This is a genomic window from Pseudoclavibacter sp. Z016 (genome assembly GCF_002931215.1).
Lineage (GTDB): Bacteria > Actinomycetota > Actinomycetes > Actinomycetales > Microbacteriaceae > Pseudoclavibacter.
On the sequence record NZ_PSTU01000007.1, the window covers coordinates 1 to 15,346 of the forward strand.

Sequence of the window (15,346 nt, forward strand, 5' to 3'; positions counted from 1 at the left end):
CGGCGCGGGCGCGATCACTGCCAGCCAATTGCCCCGCTGACGTCCCGGCTGGAGGGCGACTCGCCGGGCAGCGATGGAGGCTCGGGGCCGGAGTGGGTGGCGGGGCGTGGACGGTCGCGGTGGTTGGTCTGTCGCCGCGGCCGGCTCGTGGCGTGACCAACTTCCGGGATGGATGCGGGACGGCGGGGCCTTGCGAGGCTGTTCTGGCGCATCCATCACGCAAGTTGGACGATGCAGCGCTGGCACGAGCGTCCACGCGCCCTGCGGCGCGAGCGCTGCCAGGCAAGTGGCGCTCTCGAGGCGAGCGACGCCCGTCGCGGCCAGTCAAGTGGCCTCTTTGGCATCCGTCATGTCGCAGGACATCGGTGTCAGTTCGAGCGCAACCGGTGGTGACACTTCTCGGGCTTATCGGTTGGGTGGGCGTGCTGATCGACCCGGGGTATGTCGTCGAATGAGCCTGTTGATGCCCGTGTCGGTCCCGCGATCAGTCAGCCGCCGGTGGCACCGTTCAGCTCCAGATCATTCGCTGGCAAAACTGTCACCGATGTCCTGTGACCTCACACCCGAGGCGTCACAGATCGCCGCGGTTGTGCACACAAGCAGCGTTGTTGTGCGCTCGGGATGGGGTGGACCTGAAGTGCGCGGCTCCGTGGTGGGGATGCTTGTCGCCCAATGTTCGGGCGAAACACGCATTGGTGCGTGGAATCAGGTGAATTGTCCAAGGGTCGAACTTTCGAAGGATGGTCCGCGGACCGCGCGAATGCAACGCTAGCCGCATGCACAGAAAAGCACGTCAGCAGCACGGAGGCGGTGTCCTTCCCAAACCGCATTCTCGTTGCCGGGAGAGTCGTGTGGGAAAGGGGTCCGAGAATGCTCTTGTCGCGGCGCAATGCTGTAAATCGGAAACTTGCATGATGCTTCATGGTAAATGCTTGACGTGAAGAGCGACCTTTTCTAGTTTAGAACGGCGGTCGAACGGAGGCCGCGAAGTCACTATCAAGGGGGAAAGATGTCCAATTACATTGCGCCGAAAATCGAGCAGGTCGGATCCTACCGAAAGGTCACGAACGGGGTCTGGTTCGGTCGCTGGCGCGACATCTTCGGCGGGCGAGCATTCATCAAGGTGACGGTCGGCTAGGGGTCGTCGTTCGAACGAGGGGGCGGTGCGCTCATCGCGTGCATCGTCCCCTCCAGGCTCGAAGGAGAAAGGTGGTGAGGGGCATCTCAACGCTCAATGAAATCCGGTCGACTTTCTCGACGTCCACGCTCTGCTATTGGACGATGGATGACGGGGTCGTTCGTACCAGTGCATCCCAGCTCGACCTGCGTGGCTTCGCTGCGCTGGACCTCGACCGACTTTCGCTGGAGACCTGCCCCAACCTGCCGAGCATCTTCCGCCTGCGTCCGTTCTGGGCGAATGTCCGGGTGGTCGCCCCAGGTCACGACCTGGTTGTCGCGGAGGGGCGAGGGGGTGATCGACGCTGGTGGGAGGCGGGCGAGCACCGAGATGCGACGTTCGAAGCGGCGGCGGACCAATTGCGGCACGCTCTCCGCACCGCGGTCGAGCGGCGCCTCTGCCCGGGCGAGCGCCTCGGGGCAGATCTCTCTGGGGGGATGGACTCGACGTCGCTCGCCTACCTGGTTGAGGCGGTCGGGGGCGAGGTTGCTCACTTCCATGCAGGAACTGCGGATGCACAGAACCAGGACTCGCGATATGCGCGGCGAGCCGCGGCTGAGCTGCGCGGCGAGTTCGTGGAGCTGCCGTCCTTCACATCGACGCTTGACGCATTCGCCACGGCAGCACGGAACGGGGAACGCACAGGGCGCGGCGTTTCCGGGCCGCCGGCCTGGCGAGCCAACATGCCACATCTGGAGATGCTGTTCGAGCAGGAGCGCGCCCGAGATATTCGCACGCACATCAATGGGTTAGGTGGTGACGAGCTGTTCGCCCTGCAACCGGCGATCATGTCGTCGTTGGTGCAGTCCGGCGCGGTCGCTGTGGGGCTGCGGTCCGCTGCCCGTCTGGCGCGTGCGCAACGGTGGCCGGTGCTGCGGACTCTTGCAGCCGTGTGCTCCACACGCACCCTTGGTGACGAATTGGTGGCGCGTGTCCACGCGGACGCGAGTCCGCACGCTGACGCCTTCGGCTGGGCCCCGGGCTTCGGGGTCTCACGTTTCGCCTCCGCGCAGACACGGGCGAGAGTCGAGGCGCAGATCCGCGGTCAGGCAACGGCCGGGATCGAGCCGCACTTTCCCGATAGGGCCCGGCACCAGATGGCCGAGTCGGTCATGTTCCAAGGGGAAATCGTGCGGCAGGTCAACGAGGCGTTTGCCGACGAGGGGGTTCATTGGGAAGCGCCATTTCTCGATGACGAGATCCTGCGGCTCATGTTCGGGCTCTCCTCGTCGATCGCTATAGGACAGCGGCATTCGAAGCCCCTGCTGGCCGCGAGCATGAAGGGTCTCGCGCCTGAGTGGATATTCAGTCGTGAAGACAAGGGTGAGTACAGCGCAGATCTGTTCAGTGCCTTTGCTTCCAGAATCGGTGGCCTGAAATCACTGTTTCGCGAGAGTTTTCTTGTCGATCAAGGTCTATTGAATCCCGACGCGATTCTCACTGCACTGGAGATGCCCGTGTTGAAGACGCACGACCTCTTCGAAATCGAGCAGCTCGCGACCCTTGAGCTCTGGGCTCGGGAAATGGAAGGCGAATGAGCGACAGATTGAGCGACGCCGATATCTATACCTTGTTGCCGACATGCTCGTTTGAGCAAGAGGGGGAAGGCGTTGTGGTTTTCGATGCCGGTGGAGGAACGTACTGGCGCGGCAACTCGACCGCCAGGCTGGTGCTTGAGCTCACCGTCCGGGGATGCACGCGCGCGGACGCCGTTGACCGGTTGGAGCGCGAGCACGGCCCCTCGGCAGGCGTGCGAGATGACGTGCGAGGCCTCTTGGCCGTCCTGATCAAAGCGCGCATCGTGAAGCGCAACGCATGAGCCTTCCGCTGAACGCCCAGCCTTCCATCGCGACGAGGGGCTGCCGCGCCCTGACCGTGCGGTGCGCGGTCTCGGTCGCGTATCTGATCACGTACGCCAAGCCGCGGCAGATCAGACGGTTGCTCATCGAGCTGCGCCGTGGGGTCCGCCCATCGACGCGCGAGGAGGCGGAAGTCGCACGCGCGGCGGTGTGCGGCGCGAGTGAGCGTTGCGCTGGAGAGGGCTGCCTGCAGCGCTCGATCGCGACGGTCCTTCTCTGCCGCTTCGAAGGCCACGCGCCGAGCTGGTGCTCCGGCTACCGGACGGGGCCGTTCGTCGCGCATGCCTGGGTGGAAGCGGATGGCGTGCCCGTGTCGGAACCCCCCGAGGTAGCCAGCTACCGGAGAGTCGTCACGACCGAAGAGGACAGGCCGTCATGACCATGTTCCTCCAATCGCTCCACGCGGAAGCCATCAAGTTCACCTCACTGCGTTCGTCGCGGAACGCGAGTCTCGCAACCGTTGCGGTCGTGACAGGTGCCGCGTACGGCGTCACCGCGCTGACGCACCAGGCGATGCTCTCTGGAGATGTCAGCGCTGCTGGCGGACTCGAGCCTCAGTCGGCTTTCCTCATGGTGTTGCACTACGGGCAGATCGGGGCGATCTTCCTGGGGGCGAGTGTCTTCGCGCAGGAGCGGGACAACGGTGTTGTGGCATCCTCGCTTCTCGCTGTTCCCAACCGACGCAGCTTCTTCCTCGCGAAGGCGCTCTCCGCCCTCGCCTTCGGCTTCGCGGTCGCCCTTCCTGCTGTTCTCGGGAGCTATGCCGTCCGCTGCGCTGTCCTCGACTGCCGTGCGGTCGACAGCCTGACGAGCCTCCCCGGTGGAGACCTGCGCCTGCTCGCGGGGTACCTCGTCTACTGGTCGCTCATCAGCCTGCTCTCGTTCCTGATCTCGTCGGCGTTTCGCAGCGGCATCGTTGGGCTCTGCGCCATGCTCGCGCTCACGCTCGCCATCTCGCCGTACCTGCTCGAGTTCACCTCGGTCGCCAGGTTCTTGCCCGACCAGGCAGGCGCACAACTCCTTCTTCAGGACGCTCCGCTTGTCGGGGACCTGGGGCCGATGCTCGGGCTCGCCGTGCTGCTGAGCTGGATCGGCGTCTTCGCCGTCGCTGGATTTCTCTCGGTCCGCTCCTGGGCCGTCAACCACGCAGAAAAGGGGGTGGGTTCATGATCGAAGTCGAGAACCTGACAAAGAACTACGGTAAGCGCACGGCCATCGAGTCCGTGTCCTTCGAAGCCAGAGCAGGCAGGGTGACGGGATTGCTCGGCCCGAACGGAGCGGGCAAATCAACGACGATGCGGATTCTGCTCGGCCTCGACCGAGCAACGTCCGGGCGCGCGTTGGTGCTCGGCTCCGAGTACCGAAGTCTGCGGCGTCCCCTGACCCGCGTTGGCGCGCAATTCGACGGGTCGGGTGCCCATCGCGGACGCACGGCGAGAGCGCACCTCCGCTGGATGGCGGCCAGCAACGGGATCTCGCCCACGCGCATCCCGGAAACGCTGCAGCTCGTCGGGCTGTCGGACGTCGCTGACCGTCGCGTCGGGACCTTCTCTCTGGGCATGGGGCAGCGTCTGGGCATCGCGGGCGCGCTCCTCGGCGACCCGGAGGTCGTGATCCTGGACGAACCGATGAACGGGCTCGACCCGGAGGGTATTCGCTGGATTCGAGATCTTGCTCGCTCGCTGGCGGGTTCCGGACGCACGGTGCTCATCTCGTCGCACCTCATGGGGGAGATGCAGTCCATGGCTGATGACCTCGTCGTGATGGCACGCGGAAGGGTCATCAGGGCGGGGGCAGCGGCGAGCCTCGTCGCGGAGTTCGACAGTCTCGAGCACGCGTACTTCGCCTGGACGCAAGGGCGCGCCGAGCATGTTGCGGGTGATGCCGCGTGAAGATGGCACTGGCGTCAGAGTCCTGGAAGCTCTTCACCCTCAGAGCAGTCCTCATCACGCTGGCGGTGAGTCTCGTCGTTCCTGTCCTGATGGCAGCAGTCACCGCCCCCTCCGTTGGCGAGGGGCTGCGCGTCGACGACCCGATGCTCGCAGCGGGGACAACGCCGGAGGTCGTCGGTCTCGAATGGATCGCACTCGGGCAGATCGGCGTCATCATCGTAGGGGTGCTTGCGGGAAGCGGTGAGTTCTCCGGCGGCCAGATCCAGACCTCGCTCGTCGCGGTGCCGAATCGGCTCAGGTTCGTCATCGCGAAGATCTCGGTCCTCGCCGTCACCGTGACGTTGCTCGGCGCGGTCACGATCCCGCTGCTCAGCATCTGCAGTCAGCTCGGTCTCGGATCGCTGAGTGTGCTCAGCGAGGGCGTGCCTGTCTCGCTCCTGGTGCGCTGGCTGGGCGGCGTCGTCTACTGGACGGGAATCGCGCTGATCGGGTTCAGCTTCGCGGTGCTGGTCCGCCAGGCCCTGGTGCCATTGCTCGTGCTCATCGCGGTCTCGCAGATATCGCTCGTCCTGGTCTTCCTGACGCCATGGGCGAAGTTCCTGCCGACGATCGCCGGCGCGCAGCTGTTCGATGCGGCCGCCGTGACCGCAGCGAATCCGGCAGCAGCGCTCGAACCCGGGAGCGCATACGCGGTGTTCCTCCTCACGGTCGTGGCATTGGTCTGCTCCGCCGCCTTCGCGTTCTGCCGACGGGATGTGCGCGCATGAGCCTTCCGCGGGAGAAGCGGTCGGCGGCACTCGCCGGTCTGTTCCGACACGTCTTCGTGCAGAAGCCCACGCTCGTCGTGATCGTGGTCCTCAGCATCTGCGGCTCGGGGGCGGCGCTCGCGCAGCCGTGGCTCGTGGGCCAGATCATCGACCGGGTCGGCGCGAGCGAATCGCTTGGGGTGCTTCCGTGGCTGATCGTCGGCCTTCTCGTCGTGGGCGGGCTGATCTCGGGCTTCCTGCAGTACCTCATCCAGAGAACGGCCGAGGTCGCCATCCGATCAGCTCGGGTGGGCCTCGTCGACCACATCCTGCGTCTTCCCATCGCGACCCTCGATCGCCACCGCGTCGGTGATCTGGTCTCCCGCGTGAACGCGGACACCTCGGTCATCCGCAGCATGTTGACGCAGGGATTCGTGGAGTCGATCGCCGGTGTCGTGACCTTGATCGGCGCGCTGGTGGCGATGTGGTTGATAGATCCGTTGCTGCTCGTGGTCTCACTCGGCGTCGCACTCGTTGCCGTCTTCCTCGTCGTGATGATGACGTCACGGATCGAGGAGGCCAGCTTGGGGGTGCAACAGGCGGTCGGCCGCCTGTCGTCCTCGCTGGATCGGGCTATCCGCGCCGTGCGCACAGTGCGGGCGGCGAACATGACATGCGCGGAGTCGGAGCGTGTGAAGGGGGATGTGGAAGCCAGCTGGGCTGCCGGCCTGCGGGTCGCGCGGATCACCGCCACGCTCGCGCCGGTCTCGTCCGCCGCCATGCAGGCTACGTTCCTTGTGGTCCTCGGACTCGGCGGCTACCAGGTCGCGGCGGGTGTGCTGACCGTCTCCGACCTGGTCTCCTTCATCTTGTTCCTGTTTTTGATGATCATGCCGCTCGGGCAGATCTTCGGAACGATCAGCGCTGTCGGCGAGGCTGTGGGCGGGATGGTGCGCATCAGCGAGGTCATGGAGCTGCCGCTGGAGGCGGATGCTGAAGCTGGAGCCGTTACCGCTCCTGCCACCGATGAGGGCAATGTCCTCGAGTTCCAGGATGTCGCTTTCTCCTACCCAGTCGCTCCCGAGCGGGATTCCGAGGATCTCGCGACGCTCGCAGCGGTCAGCTTCGAGGTGCCGCGAGGCGAGCGCGTCGCGCTCGTCGGGCCATCCGGGGCAGGGAAGAGCACGCTGCTGCAGCTCATCGCTCGCTTCTACGATGTGGATCGGGGGACGATCCGCTTCAACGGGGTCGATACCGCTGGCATCTCGCGTGAGGCCGTGCGGTCCCGGATCGCCTACGTCGAGCAGGAGGCGCCCGTGCCCGCGGGGTCCCTGAGGGACGCGGTGACACTTGGCTCACAGGCGCACACCGACACCGACATTCTCGAGCTGTTGAGCGAACTGGACCTCGTGGGAGTGCTCGTGCGCTCCCCACTCGGCCTCGACGCAGATCTGGGGGAGGGCGGCGTGCTGCTTTCAGGCGGTGAGCGTCAGCGCCTGGCGATTGCGCGCGCGCTGCTCCTGAAACCCGACATCCTGCTGCTCGACGAGTCGACGTCGCACCTCGACGGGGTGAACGAAGAGCGCGTGCAGGCGGCGATCGCACGCAGGGCGGGACGGTACGCGATGCTGGTCGTGGCCCATCGCCTCGCCACGGTGCGCTCTGCGGACCGGATTCTCGTGCTGGACGCGGGACGAATCGTCGATTCGGGACGCCATGACGAACTCATTCAGACGTCAGAGCTCTACCGAGAACTGGCGCGCAACCAGCTTCTCCCGCTCTGACCCGCGGGCGTCCTCAGTGCCCGAGGTTCGCCTTGAGCACGGAGATGCCGACGCCGACGAGGGCGAGGCCGATGCCGGCCGCGAAGGTGCGGAAGGAGGGCTTCTCGCCGCGGATGCGCTGGATGGTGAAGCCCATGCCGGCGAGACGCACGATGATGACGACCTCGGCGACGATCTGCGCCGTCTCGCCGTCGATGACACCGAGCGCGGCGACCCCGAGGATCGCCGCGGGGATGGACGCGGCAGAGGCGATCGGGACCGCGTCCCGCAGCTCGTGGAGGAATTTGAGGTGCGCTGTGCGCTCTGGGCGGTCGGCGGCGCGTGTCGAGTGGCCGACGGCGTCGGCGATGAGGTGCGCGAGGAGGGTCGTGCCGCCCGTGGCCAGGACCACGATCGCGCCCTCGCCGGGGTTCTCGCCAGCGTGCACGAGTCCGAGGAGCGTCGCGAGCACGATGATGTTGCCGTACACGTACGCCGTGAGGCGGCTCGCGGCGCGCTCCCGAGGCAGGTCGTCCTTGCGGCGCAGGATGGCGGTGGTCATGGGGACAGACGCTAGCCCAGCCGCGGCCTAAACTGGGAGAGCCGCGATCGCCGTCGGCAGGAAAGGACGCCTCGTGTCGGAACGTGCAGCGACTCAGAAGCTCGACATCGCCGTCATCCCGGGTGACGGTATCGGCCCGGAAGTCGTCGCCCAGGCGCAGCGAGCGCTCCGCGCCGCCCTCCCGGAAGGCGTCGAGCTGAGCCTCACCGAGTATCCGTTCGGAGCGGGGCACTACCTCGAGACCGGCAAGATCATCTCCGAGGCGGAGCTGCACGCGCTCGCCCAGCACGACGGCATCCTGCTCGGCGCGGTCGGGGGAGACCCCGCCGACGAGCGCCTCGCGGGCGGCATCATCGAACGCGGTCTGCTGCTGAAGCTGCGCTTCGCGTTCGATCACTACATCAACCTGCGCCCTGGCGCGATCTCGCCCGGCGTGAAGACCCCGCTGAGCGACCCAGGCGAGGTCGACTTCGTCGTCGTCCGCGAGGGCACCGAGGGGCCATACGTCGGCAACGGCGGCGTGGTCCGTGCCGGGACGCCGCACGAGATCGCGACCGAGGTCTCCGTGAACACGGCCTACGGCGTGGAGCGCACCGTCCGCTACGCGTTCGAGAAGGCGCAGTCGCGTCCGCGCAAGCACCTGACGCTCGTGCACAAGAAGAACGTGCTCGTCAACGCCGGCGTGCTCTGGCAGCGTGTCGTCGACCGGGTCTCCGCCGACTACCCGGACGTTGCCGTCGAGTACCTGCACGTCGACGCTGCTACGATTTTCTTCGTCACGAACCCACAGCGATTCGACGTGATCGTCACCGATAACCTGTTCGGCGACATCGTGACCGACCTTGCCGCAGCCATCACCGGCGGCATCGGGCTGGCGGCCTCGGGGAACATCAATCCCGAAGGCGAGTTCCCCAGCATGTTCGAGCCTGTCCACGGCTCGGCTCCAGACATCGCGGGCCTCGGTAAAGCCGACCCGACGGCGGCGATCCTCTCCGTCGTTCTGCTGCTCGAGCACTTCGGACTCTCGGACGCAGCCGCATCCCTCGAGAGCGCCTGCCGCGCCGACCTCGCATCCCGAGGTGGAACGGCCAGGAGCACCTCCGAGATCGGCGACGCCATCATCTCCCGACTGACCGCGCAAGGAACCCACGCATGAGCGACACCAGCAGCACCCAGCCAGGCACGACGAAGCAGGCCGCCGTGGCCGAGGGAGCCTCCCTCGAGTTCACGATCGAACGCAACCCGGCTCCGGCTTCGGCCGAGGTCAGGGACGCGGTGCTCGCCGACCCCGGGTTCGGCAAGCACTTCACGGACCACATGGTGATCATCGACTGGACCCTCGCCGAGGGCTGGCACGATGCCAGAGTCGTGCCGTACGGGCCGCTGCAGGTCGACCCCTCGTCCGCCGTCTTCCACTACGGCCAGGAGATCTTCGAGGGGCTCAAGGCCTACCGGCACGGCGGGGGAGACGTGTTCGCGTTCCGGCCGGAGCGCAACGCCCGCCGCCTGCAGAGCTCCGCACGGCGCCTCGCGCTGCCCGAGCTGCCCGAGGAGCTGTTCGTCGAGTCGGTGCGCCAGCTCGTGCAGATCGACGAGCAGTGGGTCCCGGCGGCTGGCGAGGGCAAGACCCTCTACCTGCGCCCCTTCATGATCGCGTACGAGAACTTCCTCGGCGTGCGCGCGGCGCAGACGGTGCGCTACATGGTCATCGCCTGCCCAGCCGGCTCCTACTTCTCCGACCCCACGCGCCCCGTCGACATCTGGCTCTCGCAGGAGTACTCCCGCGCTGGCGCGGGTGGCACGGGAGCCGCGAAGTGCGGCGGCAACTACGCATCGTCGCTGCTCCCACAGGAGGAGGCGTACGCGAACGGCTGCGAGCAGGTGCTGTTCCTCGACGCGGCGGAGAACACGTACCTCGAGGAGCTCGGCGGCATGAATATCGTGCTCATCAAGTCGGACGGCACGATCCTCACCCCGCTGAGCGACTCCATCCTGCCCGGCATCACGCGGGACAGCGTCCTCGAACTGTGCGAGCGGGCCGGTCGGAAGATCGAGCAGCGCCGCATCACGATCGACGAGTGGCGCGAGGGGGTCGCCGACGGCACGATCGTCGAGGCGTTCGCCTGCGGCACTGCGGCGGTCATCTCGCCGATCGGCAAGGTCAAGTCGCCCGACTTCACGATCGAGAACCCGGTCATCACGCAGGATTCGGTGAGCATGCGCATCCGCGCCGAGCTCACGGGCATCCAGAACGGCGAGCTGCCCGACCTCATGGGCTGGACGCAGCGCCTGGCCTGAGGGGCTGGCGAGGCGGAGAACACGACGACCGGACGGACGGCGGGCTGACGCGTGGTCTACGGCTGGGCTGCCCGCAAGGGCGCTGAATACCAGGAGCAGGCGATGGCCGCGCCGTCGAGGCGAGGCTTCGTGCTGCTCGCGGTGCTCGAGCTCGGCCTAGCGGGCCTGTTCGCCGGGTTCCTCACGGCCGGGCAGTTCTGGCTGGCGCCGGTGGTGCTCGTGGTCGCCACGCTCGCGGGATGGGCGACCACGAGGTTCCTCGTGCACGTCTCGGCGTGGCTGCGGCGGGTGGTGGTGATCTCGGCGGTGCTCGGGATGCTCGCGCTCGGGGTGTTCGCGAGTCCGGTCGCCGGCATGGGGCTGCTGGCGCTGTTCGCGTTCGCGGGAGGCTGGTTCCTGACGTTCGCGGTGGCGCCGTCGCGCGCCGTCCGCTGGCGTGCGGTGACGCGGGGTCGCCACTAGCTCGTGTAGTGGAGCGCCATGTAGGAGCCGCGCAGCAGCTGCACCTCGAGGACAAGCTGCCGGAAGGTCCAGGCGCGCGGGGGCCGGCAGGTGATGAGCGACATCGGTCCGTCTCGCAGCTCGAGCAGCTCGATGCCCTCGATCTTCAGCTCGGTGTCCGGGCGTGCCCTCGCGAGCAGCGCGCGAACGCCGTCCTCGTCCATGTCGGTGTCGCGGGGAGCGTCGAACTCGAACGTGAGCTCGTGGATGTCGACGAACAGCGAGTCGGTGTCGTCGAACTCGTCGCGCCGCCCGTCCTCGCGCTGCTCCTCGCGGTACACGTAGCCGAGCACGTCGTCGCCGGCTGGCATCGTGACGATGAGGCCGCGGCCGGGTTCGAGCTGCTGGCGCAGCGACCGGCAGACGTGGGCGAACGCGAGGTCCTCGACGTCGAGGACGTCGACGGTGATGTCGACGGCTCCGTCGTCGCCGAGCTCGACGCCGTTGGGGAGGGTGTACGTGTTCGCCATGCCGTCAGTCTCCCAGAACGGCGGGGTGCGGATGCGCGCGGCGCGTCACGCGCCGCCGGCGCGCAGTCGCCTGGCCGCCCCGGCGAGCCACAGCTGCACGCCCTCCGACATGATGCGCGGGTCGAGGCCGGAGATGGCGGCGATCTGGTCGAGGCGGTAGCGCACCGTGTTGCGGTGGGTGCCGAGCTCGTCGGCGACCTGCGCGATCTGGCCGGAGTTGGCGAAGTAGGCGTCGAGGGTCGCGAGCAGCATCGATCCGTGCTCGGCGTCGTGGGCTTCGAGCGGCCCGAGCACTTCGGCGGCGAGCTCCAGCACGGGCACGTCGCGGCTCGCGAGCAGCAGCGAGGAGATGGACAGGCGTGCGGAGGTGGCGACGTCGGTGTCCTTCGGCGCGTTGCGCAGCGCATCCCGGGCCTCGAAGTAGCTCCAGCGCAGGGCGAGGGAGGCCGGGTAGAGGTCGCCGATGCCGACCCGCGCCGCGATGCCCGCCGAGCGGGCGAGGCCGATGAACGCCTCGGCCGCGTTCGGCATGCGCGTGCGCTCCGGCGCGATGACGAGGAGGCGGCCCTCGAAGACCGCGGACACCGACGACTGCAGCTCGGCGGGCAGCGGCAGCGCGGTGAGCTCCGCGGTGCGGCGTTCCTCGGTCTCGGCGACCAGCACGCGTGCGGCCTGACCCGTGGCCACGCCGAGCGCCGTCAGGCGCCGCTCGGCGTCCTCGACCGTGAACTTGCCGCGGATGAGGTCGTGCAGCACGTGCCCAGACGCGTCGCGGGCGGCGCGAACGCGACGCGTGTCCTGGATGAGCTGCAGGCTGAGCAGCGACCGCGCGTAGTTCACGAGGCCCTCGTTGACACGGGGGTTGGTGATGTGGAGGGTCGCGCCTGCCGACTGGCCCGTGGAGATGGGGAGCGCATCCCACCCCGTGACGGCCTCGTCGTGCACGTCGAGGCTGCCGGCGAGCAGCTCGCCGAGGCGGGTCACGGCGACGTGCGAGCTCGTCAGCCTGGCGAGCCTCGCGGTGAGCCCCGTGATGCCGCCGTCGGAGAGCAGCGACGTCACCAGCTGCTGCTGCTGGCGGTGCTCGCTCTCGAGGCGCGAGTGCTGCTCGTCGGTGCTCGCCTGCGTGACGACCTTCGTGAGCGCCGCGAACGGCGTCTCGTAGGCGACCTCGAAGAGCGGGAGCCCGGCCTGCTCGGCCGCCGCTATGAGGGCGGCCGGCACGGTGTCGTGCGTGAAGCCGGTCCCGACGCCGAGCGCGACCGTGTCCGCCTCGACGAGGGACTCCACGAACGAGCGGTACGCGCGTGTGCCCCGCAGGCGCATCCCGGTCGTGAGCACCAGCTGTCCGCCCGTGAGGAACGGCTGCGGGTTGAGCAGCTCCGTCGTCGCCACCCACTCGATGCTGGCGCGCAGCGCCTGCGGCTCGCCCGTGTGCAGGGTGAGGCCCAGGGAACGGTTCGCGAGGAGCGTGTCGACGGTGGCGAGCATGCCCCGATTCTAGACATGCCCTAGACGGATGCACAGAAGTGGTCGGACCGGTCGTGCGCGTGCCCATTCGTCTCGCGGTGCAGAACCGCGTAGCCTTCAAGCCATACCAAGAGGTCGAACCCCGAGGAAGGAAGCACCGTGACGGAGTTCCGCATTGCCCAGGAGCGCAAGCTCGAAGGCGCCATTCCAGGCCCCAAGTCGCAGGCCCTGACTGCGCGTCGTGAGGCGAGCGTCTCCGCATCGCTTGTCCCCGCAGTCCCCGTGTACGCGGCTGACGTCGACGGCGCCATCATCCGCGACGTCGACGGCAACCAGTTCGTCGACTTCGGTGCCGGCATCGCCGTCACGAACGTCGGCGCATCCCACCCCCGCGTCGTCGCGGCCGTGCAGGAGGCGGCAGCGCACTTCACGCACACCGCGTTCGGCATCACCCCGTACGAGGGCTACGTCGCCGTCGCAGAGAAGCTCATCGAGATCACGCCCGGCGACCACGCCAAGAAGGCCGTGCTCCTCAACTCCGGCGCGGAAGCCGTCGAGAACGCGGTCAAGATCGCCCGCCACTCGACCGGCCGCAACGCCGTCATCGCGTTCGACCACTCGTTCCACGGCCGCACGAACCTCACGATGGCCCTCACCGCGAAGAACATCCCGTACAAGGACGGCTTCGGCCCGTTCGCGCCCGAGGTCTACCGCGCGCCCATGAGCTACCCCTACCGGGACGGCCTCACGGGCGCCGAGGCGGCAGCGCGCACGATCGACGTCATCGAGAAGCAGGTCGGCGGCAAGAACGTCGCGGCCATCATCATCGAGCCCATCCAGGGTGAGGGCGGCTTCATCGTCCCCGCCGACGGCTTCCTCCCCGCGCTCGTCGAGTGGGCCAAGGCCAACGGCGTCGTCTTCATCGCCGACGAGGTCCAGGCCGGCATGTGCCGCACCGGCGCCTGGTTCGCGTCGGAGCACGAGGAGATCGTGCCCGACCTCGTCACGATCGCCAAGGGCGTCGCGGGCGGCATGCCGCTGTCGGCCGTCGTCGGCCGCGCCGAGATCATGGACAGCGTGCACGTCGGCGGGCTCGGCGGCACCTACACGGGCAACCCGGTCGCAACGGCCGCCGCGCTCGCCACGATCAGCATCATGGAGGATGAGCAGCTCGCTGCCCGCGCCCTCGAGATCGAGACGATCGTGAAGACGCGCTTCGAGGCGCTCAGCGCCGAGCTCGGCGAGAACACGATCATCGGCGAGGTCCGCGGTCGCGGCGCCATGCTGGCGTTCGAGTTCGTCGAGGCCGGCACGGCGACGACCACGAAGAAGCCCCACCCGGCCGCCGTCAAGGCGATCGTCGCGGATGCTCTCGGCCAGGGCGTCGTGCTGCTCTCCTGCGGCACCTACGGCAACGTCGTGCGTCTCCTCCCGCCGCTCACCATCACGGACGAGCTGCTGAACGACGGCCTCGACGTGCTCGAGGCGGCGATCCGCGCTCAGGCGTAGGACGCCCGCGCCCGTCCAGGGCGCGCATCAAGCCGCCGAGGGAACCCCCGGCAACAGAATCTCGACGCCCCGGCACATTCCGCGCCGCCGGGGCGTCGAGGTATTTCCGGGCGTACCGCTCGCCGCCGCCCTGGCGCCCCGGGCGCAGACCCCCAACAACACAGACCTCGGGCAGATGCAGCTTCGTCTCGAGACGAAGCTGCATCTGCCCGAGGTCTGTGTCGGGGCGCGTGTCTGTGCCGGCTGCGTGGATGCGCCGGGCGGGTGGATGCGCTGGGCGGGTCAGGCGGCGGGGGCCCGCTTCGCCTTGCGCTGCGCCTTGATGGTCTTGTACGCGTTCTGCCCGGCGATGAACAGCAGGTACGCGCCGAAGAGGATGCTGCCGACCATCGGGTCGATGAGCACGGCGCACCACACGCCGAGGAGGCTCGTGAGCGCGGCCGTCAGCCCGATCGCGGCGGCCGCCTTCAGGTCGACGTTGCGGCGGCGGGAGTTGCCGATCGTGCCTGTGATGGTGGTGGGGATCATGACGAGGAGGCTCGTGCCCTTCGCCTCGAGGTCGCTCGAGCCGAACAGCAGCATGAGCGCAGGCACGAGGATGACACCGCCGCCGACGCCGATCAGTCCCGAGATGATACCGGTGACGAGGCCGAGCGCGACGAGCATGAGTGCCGTGAGCGCCGTCATGGTGACCTCGGCGTCGCGGCTCGGCACGGCGAGGAACAGGGAGACGGCGACGCCGAGCAGGAACACGATGAACATCCACCGGAGCACGATGAGCGGCAGCTTGTTGAGGAGCCACGATCCGATCCAGGCGCCGGCGATGGCGCCGACGATGAGGATGAGGCCCGCGAGCCAGTTCACGGAGCCGGTCAGGACGTAGCCGACGACGCCGACGATGGCGGGCGGGATGATCGCGGCGAGCGACGTGCCGGCGGCGAGGCGCTGGTCGAACGCGAGCATGGCGGTCAGCGCGGGCACGATGATGGTGCCGCCGCCCACGCCGAGGAACCCGGAGAGGAAGCCTGCCGCGAGGCCGATCGAGATGAGCACTATCCAGTCGCGGCGGGTCCTGGTGGTGGCGGGCGTGGTCATGGAG

16 protein-coding genes are annotated in these 15,346 nt (G+C 68.0%); 12 read left to right on the forward strand and 4 right to left on the reverse strand.

The annotated features are described in order from the left end of the window. The first annotated feature begins 1,009 nt into the window (after positions 1-1,009). The 8 genes from C5B99_RS03615 to C5B99_RS03650 all read left to right on the forward strand — a co-directional run bounded on the left by C5B99_RS03615 (position 1,010) and on the right by C5B99_RS03650 (position 7,458). Positions 1,010-1,138 carry a lasso RiPP family leader peptide-containing protein gene (locus tag C5B99_RS03615; RefSeq protein ID WP_104240432.1) on the forward strand — a complete coding sequence of 43 codons (129 nt, stop codon included), beginning with the start codon at positions 1,010-1,012 and terminating at the stop codon, positions 1,136-1,138. A 74-nt stretch (positions 1,139-1,212) separates the two neighbouring features. Further along, on the forward strand, positions 1,213-2,715 hold the full coding sequence (locus C5B99_RS03620) for an asparagine synthase-related protein (protein WP_104240433.1): 1,503 nt from the start codon (positions 1,213-1,215) through the stop codon (positions 2,713-2,715). Further along, entirely contained in the window at positions 2,712-2,996 is a 285-nt protein-coding gene (locus tag C5B99_RS03625) for a PqqD family protein (protein WP_104240434.1), read from the forward strand. The genes C5B99_RS03620 and C5B99_RS03625 overlap by 4 nt, the downstream gene beginning before the upstream one ends. Continuing rightward, the gene (locus C5B99_RS03630) at positions 2,993-3,415 is read left to right on the forward strand and encodes a lasso peptide biosynthesis B2 protein (protein WP_104240435.1); all 423 of its coding nucleotides are present in this window, start codon (positions 2,993-2,995) and stop codon (positions 3,413-3,415) included. The genes C5B99_RS03625 and C5B99_RS03630 overlap by 4 nt, the downstream gene beginning before the upstream one ends. Beyond that, positions 3,412-4,206, forward strand: coding sequence for a hypothetical protein (locus tag C5B99_RS03635; RefSeq protein WP_146081927.1), 795 nt, complete (start codon positions 3,412-3,414; stop codon positions 4,204-4,206). The genes C5B99_RS03630 and C5B99_RS03635 overlap by 4 nt, the downstream gene beginning before the upstream one ends. Next, positions 4,203-4,928, forward strand: coding sequence for an ABC transporter ATP-binding protein (locus C5B99_RS03640; RefSeq protein WP_104240437.1), 726 nt, complete (start codon positions 4,203-4,205; stop codon positions 4,926-4,928). The genes C5B99_RS03635 and C5B99_RS03640 overlap by 4 nt, the downstream gene beginning before the upstream one ends. After that, the gene (locus C5B99_RS03645) at positions 4,925-5,695 is read left to right on the forward strand and encodes a hypothetical protein (RefSeq protein ID WP_146081185.1); all 771 of its coding nucleotides are present in this window, start codon (positions 4,925-4,927) and stop codon (positions 5,693-5,695) included. The genes C5B99_RS03640 and C5B99_RS03645 overlap by 4 nt, the downstream gene beginning before the upstream one ends. Continuing rightward, on the forward strand, positions 5,692-7,458 hold the full coding sequence (locus tag C5B99_RS03650; protein ID WP_104240439.1) for an ABC transporter ATP-binding protein: 1,767 nt from the start codon (positions 5,692-5,694) through the stop codon (positions 7,456-7,458). Before C5B99_RS03645 ends, C5B99_RS03650 begins: the two co-directional genes overlap by 4 nt. Before the next feature lie 13 nt (positions 7,459-7,471). Here C5B99_RS03650 and C5B99_RS03655 read toward each other — a convergent pair whose 3' ends face one another. Further along, entirely contained in the window at positions 7,472-7,999 is a 528-nt protein-coding gene (locus tag C5B99_RS03655; protein WP_104240440.1) for a hypothetical protein, read from the reverse strand. A 73-nt stretch (positions 8,000-8,072) separates the two neighbouring features. Between C5B99_RS03655 and C5B99_RS03660 the strand changes: the two genes are divergently transcribed. The 3 genes from C5B99_RS03660 to C5B99_RS03670 are packed head-to-tail and all read left to right on the forward strand — an operon-like array spanning position 8,073 to position 10,759. Beyond that, positions 8,073-9,155: a 3-isopropylmalate dehydrogenase gene (locus tag C5B99_RS03660; protein WP_104240441.1), complete on the forward strand. Its 1,083-nt coding sequence runs from the start codon at positions 8,073-8,075 to the stop codon at positions 9,153-9,155. Beyond that, on the forward strand, positions 9,152-10,297 hold the full coding sequence (locus tag C5B99_RS03665) for a branched-chain amino acid aminotransferase (RefSeq protein ID WP_104240442.1): 1,146 nt from the start codon (positions 9,152-9,154) through the stop codon (positions 10,295-10,297). Before C5B99_RS03660 ends, C5B99_RS03665 begins: the two co-directional genes overlap by 4 nt. A gap of 51 nt (positions 10,298-10,348) precedes the next feature. Next, positions 10,349-10,759, forward strand: a complete 411-nt coding sequence (locus C5B99_RS03670; RefSeq protein WP_104240443.1) for a hypothetical protein — start codon at positions 10,349-10,351, stop codon at positions 10,757-10,759. On the opposite strand, the gene C5B99_RS03675 is transcribed toward C5B99_RS03670, so the two are convergent. Beyond that, positions 10,756-11,268 carry a hypothetical protein gene (locus C5B99_RS03675; protein ID WP_104240444.1) on the reverse strand — a complete coding sequence of 171 codons (513 nt, stop codon included), beginning with the start codon at positions 11,266-11,268 and terminating at the stop codon, positions 10,756-10,758. The two genes, C5B99_RS03670 and C5B99_RS03675, sit on opposite strands and share 4 nt — an antisense overlap. A 45-nt stretch (positions 11,269-11,313) precedes the next feature. Continuing rightward, a complete protein-coding gene (locus C5B99_RS03680; RefSeq protein WP_104240445.1) occupies positions 11,314-12,759 on the reverse strand; it encodes a PucR family transcriptional regulator in 1,446 nt (481 codons plus the stop codon). A gap of 138 nt (positions 12,760-12,897) precedes the next feature. On the opposite strand from C5B99_RS03680, the gene gabT reads away from it, so the two are divergent. Further along, positions 12,898-14,247, forward strand: coding sequence for a 4-aminobutyrate--2-oxoglutarate transaminase (gabT, locus tag C5B99_RS03685; RefSeq protein ID WP_104240446.1), 1,350 nt, complete (start codon positions 12,898-12,900; stop codon positions 14,245-14,247). A gap of 282 nt (positions 14,248-14,529) precedes the next feature. Here gabT and C5B99_RS03690 read toward each other — a convergent pair whose 3' ends face one another. Continuing rightward, entirely contained in the window at positions 14,530-15,342 is an 813-nt protein-coding gene (locus C5B99_RS03690) for a sulfite exporter TauE/SafE family protein (RefSeq protein WP_104240447.1), read from the reverse strand. Positions 15,343-15,346 lie beyond the last annotated feature (4 nt).

Excerpts from the sequence above, each read along its gene's own strand:
- C5B99_RS03650 (WP_104240439.1), top strand. The coding sequence starts at position 5,692 with ATGAGCCTTCCGCGGGAGAAGCGGTCGGCGGCACTCGCCGGTCTGTTC.
- C5B99_RS03655 (WP_104240440.1), bottom strand. The coding sequence starts at position 7,999 with ATGACCACCGCCATCCTGCGCCGCAAGGACGACCTGCCTCGGGAGCGC.
- C5B99_RS03625 (WP_104240434.1), top strand. The coding sequence starts at position 2,712 with ATGAGCGACAGATTGAGCGACGCCGATATCTATACCTTGTTGCCGACA.
- C5B99_RS03680 (WP_104240445.1), bottom strand. The coding sequence starts at position 12,759 with ATGCTCGCCACCGTCGACACGCTCCTCGCGAACCGTTCCCTGGGCCTC.
- C5B99_RS03635 (WP_146081927.1), top strand. The coding sequence starts at position 3,412 with ATGACCATGTTCCTCCAATCGCTCCACGCGGAAGCCATCAAGTTCACC.
- C5B99_RS03615 (WP_104240432.1), top strand. The coding sequence starts at position 1,010 with ATGTCCAATTACATTGCGCCGAAAATCGAGCAGGTCGGATCCTACCGA.
- C5B99_RS03640 (WP_104240437.1), top strand. The coding sequence starts at position 4,203 with ATGATCGAAGTCGAGAACCTGACAAAGAACTACGGTAAGCGCACGGCC.
- C5B99_RS03665 (WP_104240442.1), top strand. The coding sequence starts at position 9,152 with ATGAGCGACACCAGCAGCACCCAGCCAGGCACGACGAAGCAGGCCGCC.
- C5B99_RS03630 (WP_104240435.1), top strand. The coding sequence starts at position 2,993 with ATGAGCCTTCCGCTGAACGCCCAGCCTTCCATCGCGACGAGGGGCTGC.
- C5B99_RS03675 (WP_104240444.1), bottom strand. The coding sequence starts at position 11,268 with ATGGCGAACACGTACACCCTCCCCAACGGCGTCGAGCTCGGCGACGAC.
- C5B99_RS03690 (WP_104240447.1), bottom strand. The coding sequence starts at position 15,342 with ATGACCACGCCCGCCACCACCAGGACCCGCCGCGACTGGATAGTGCTC.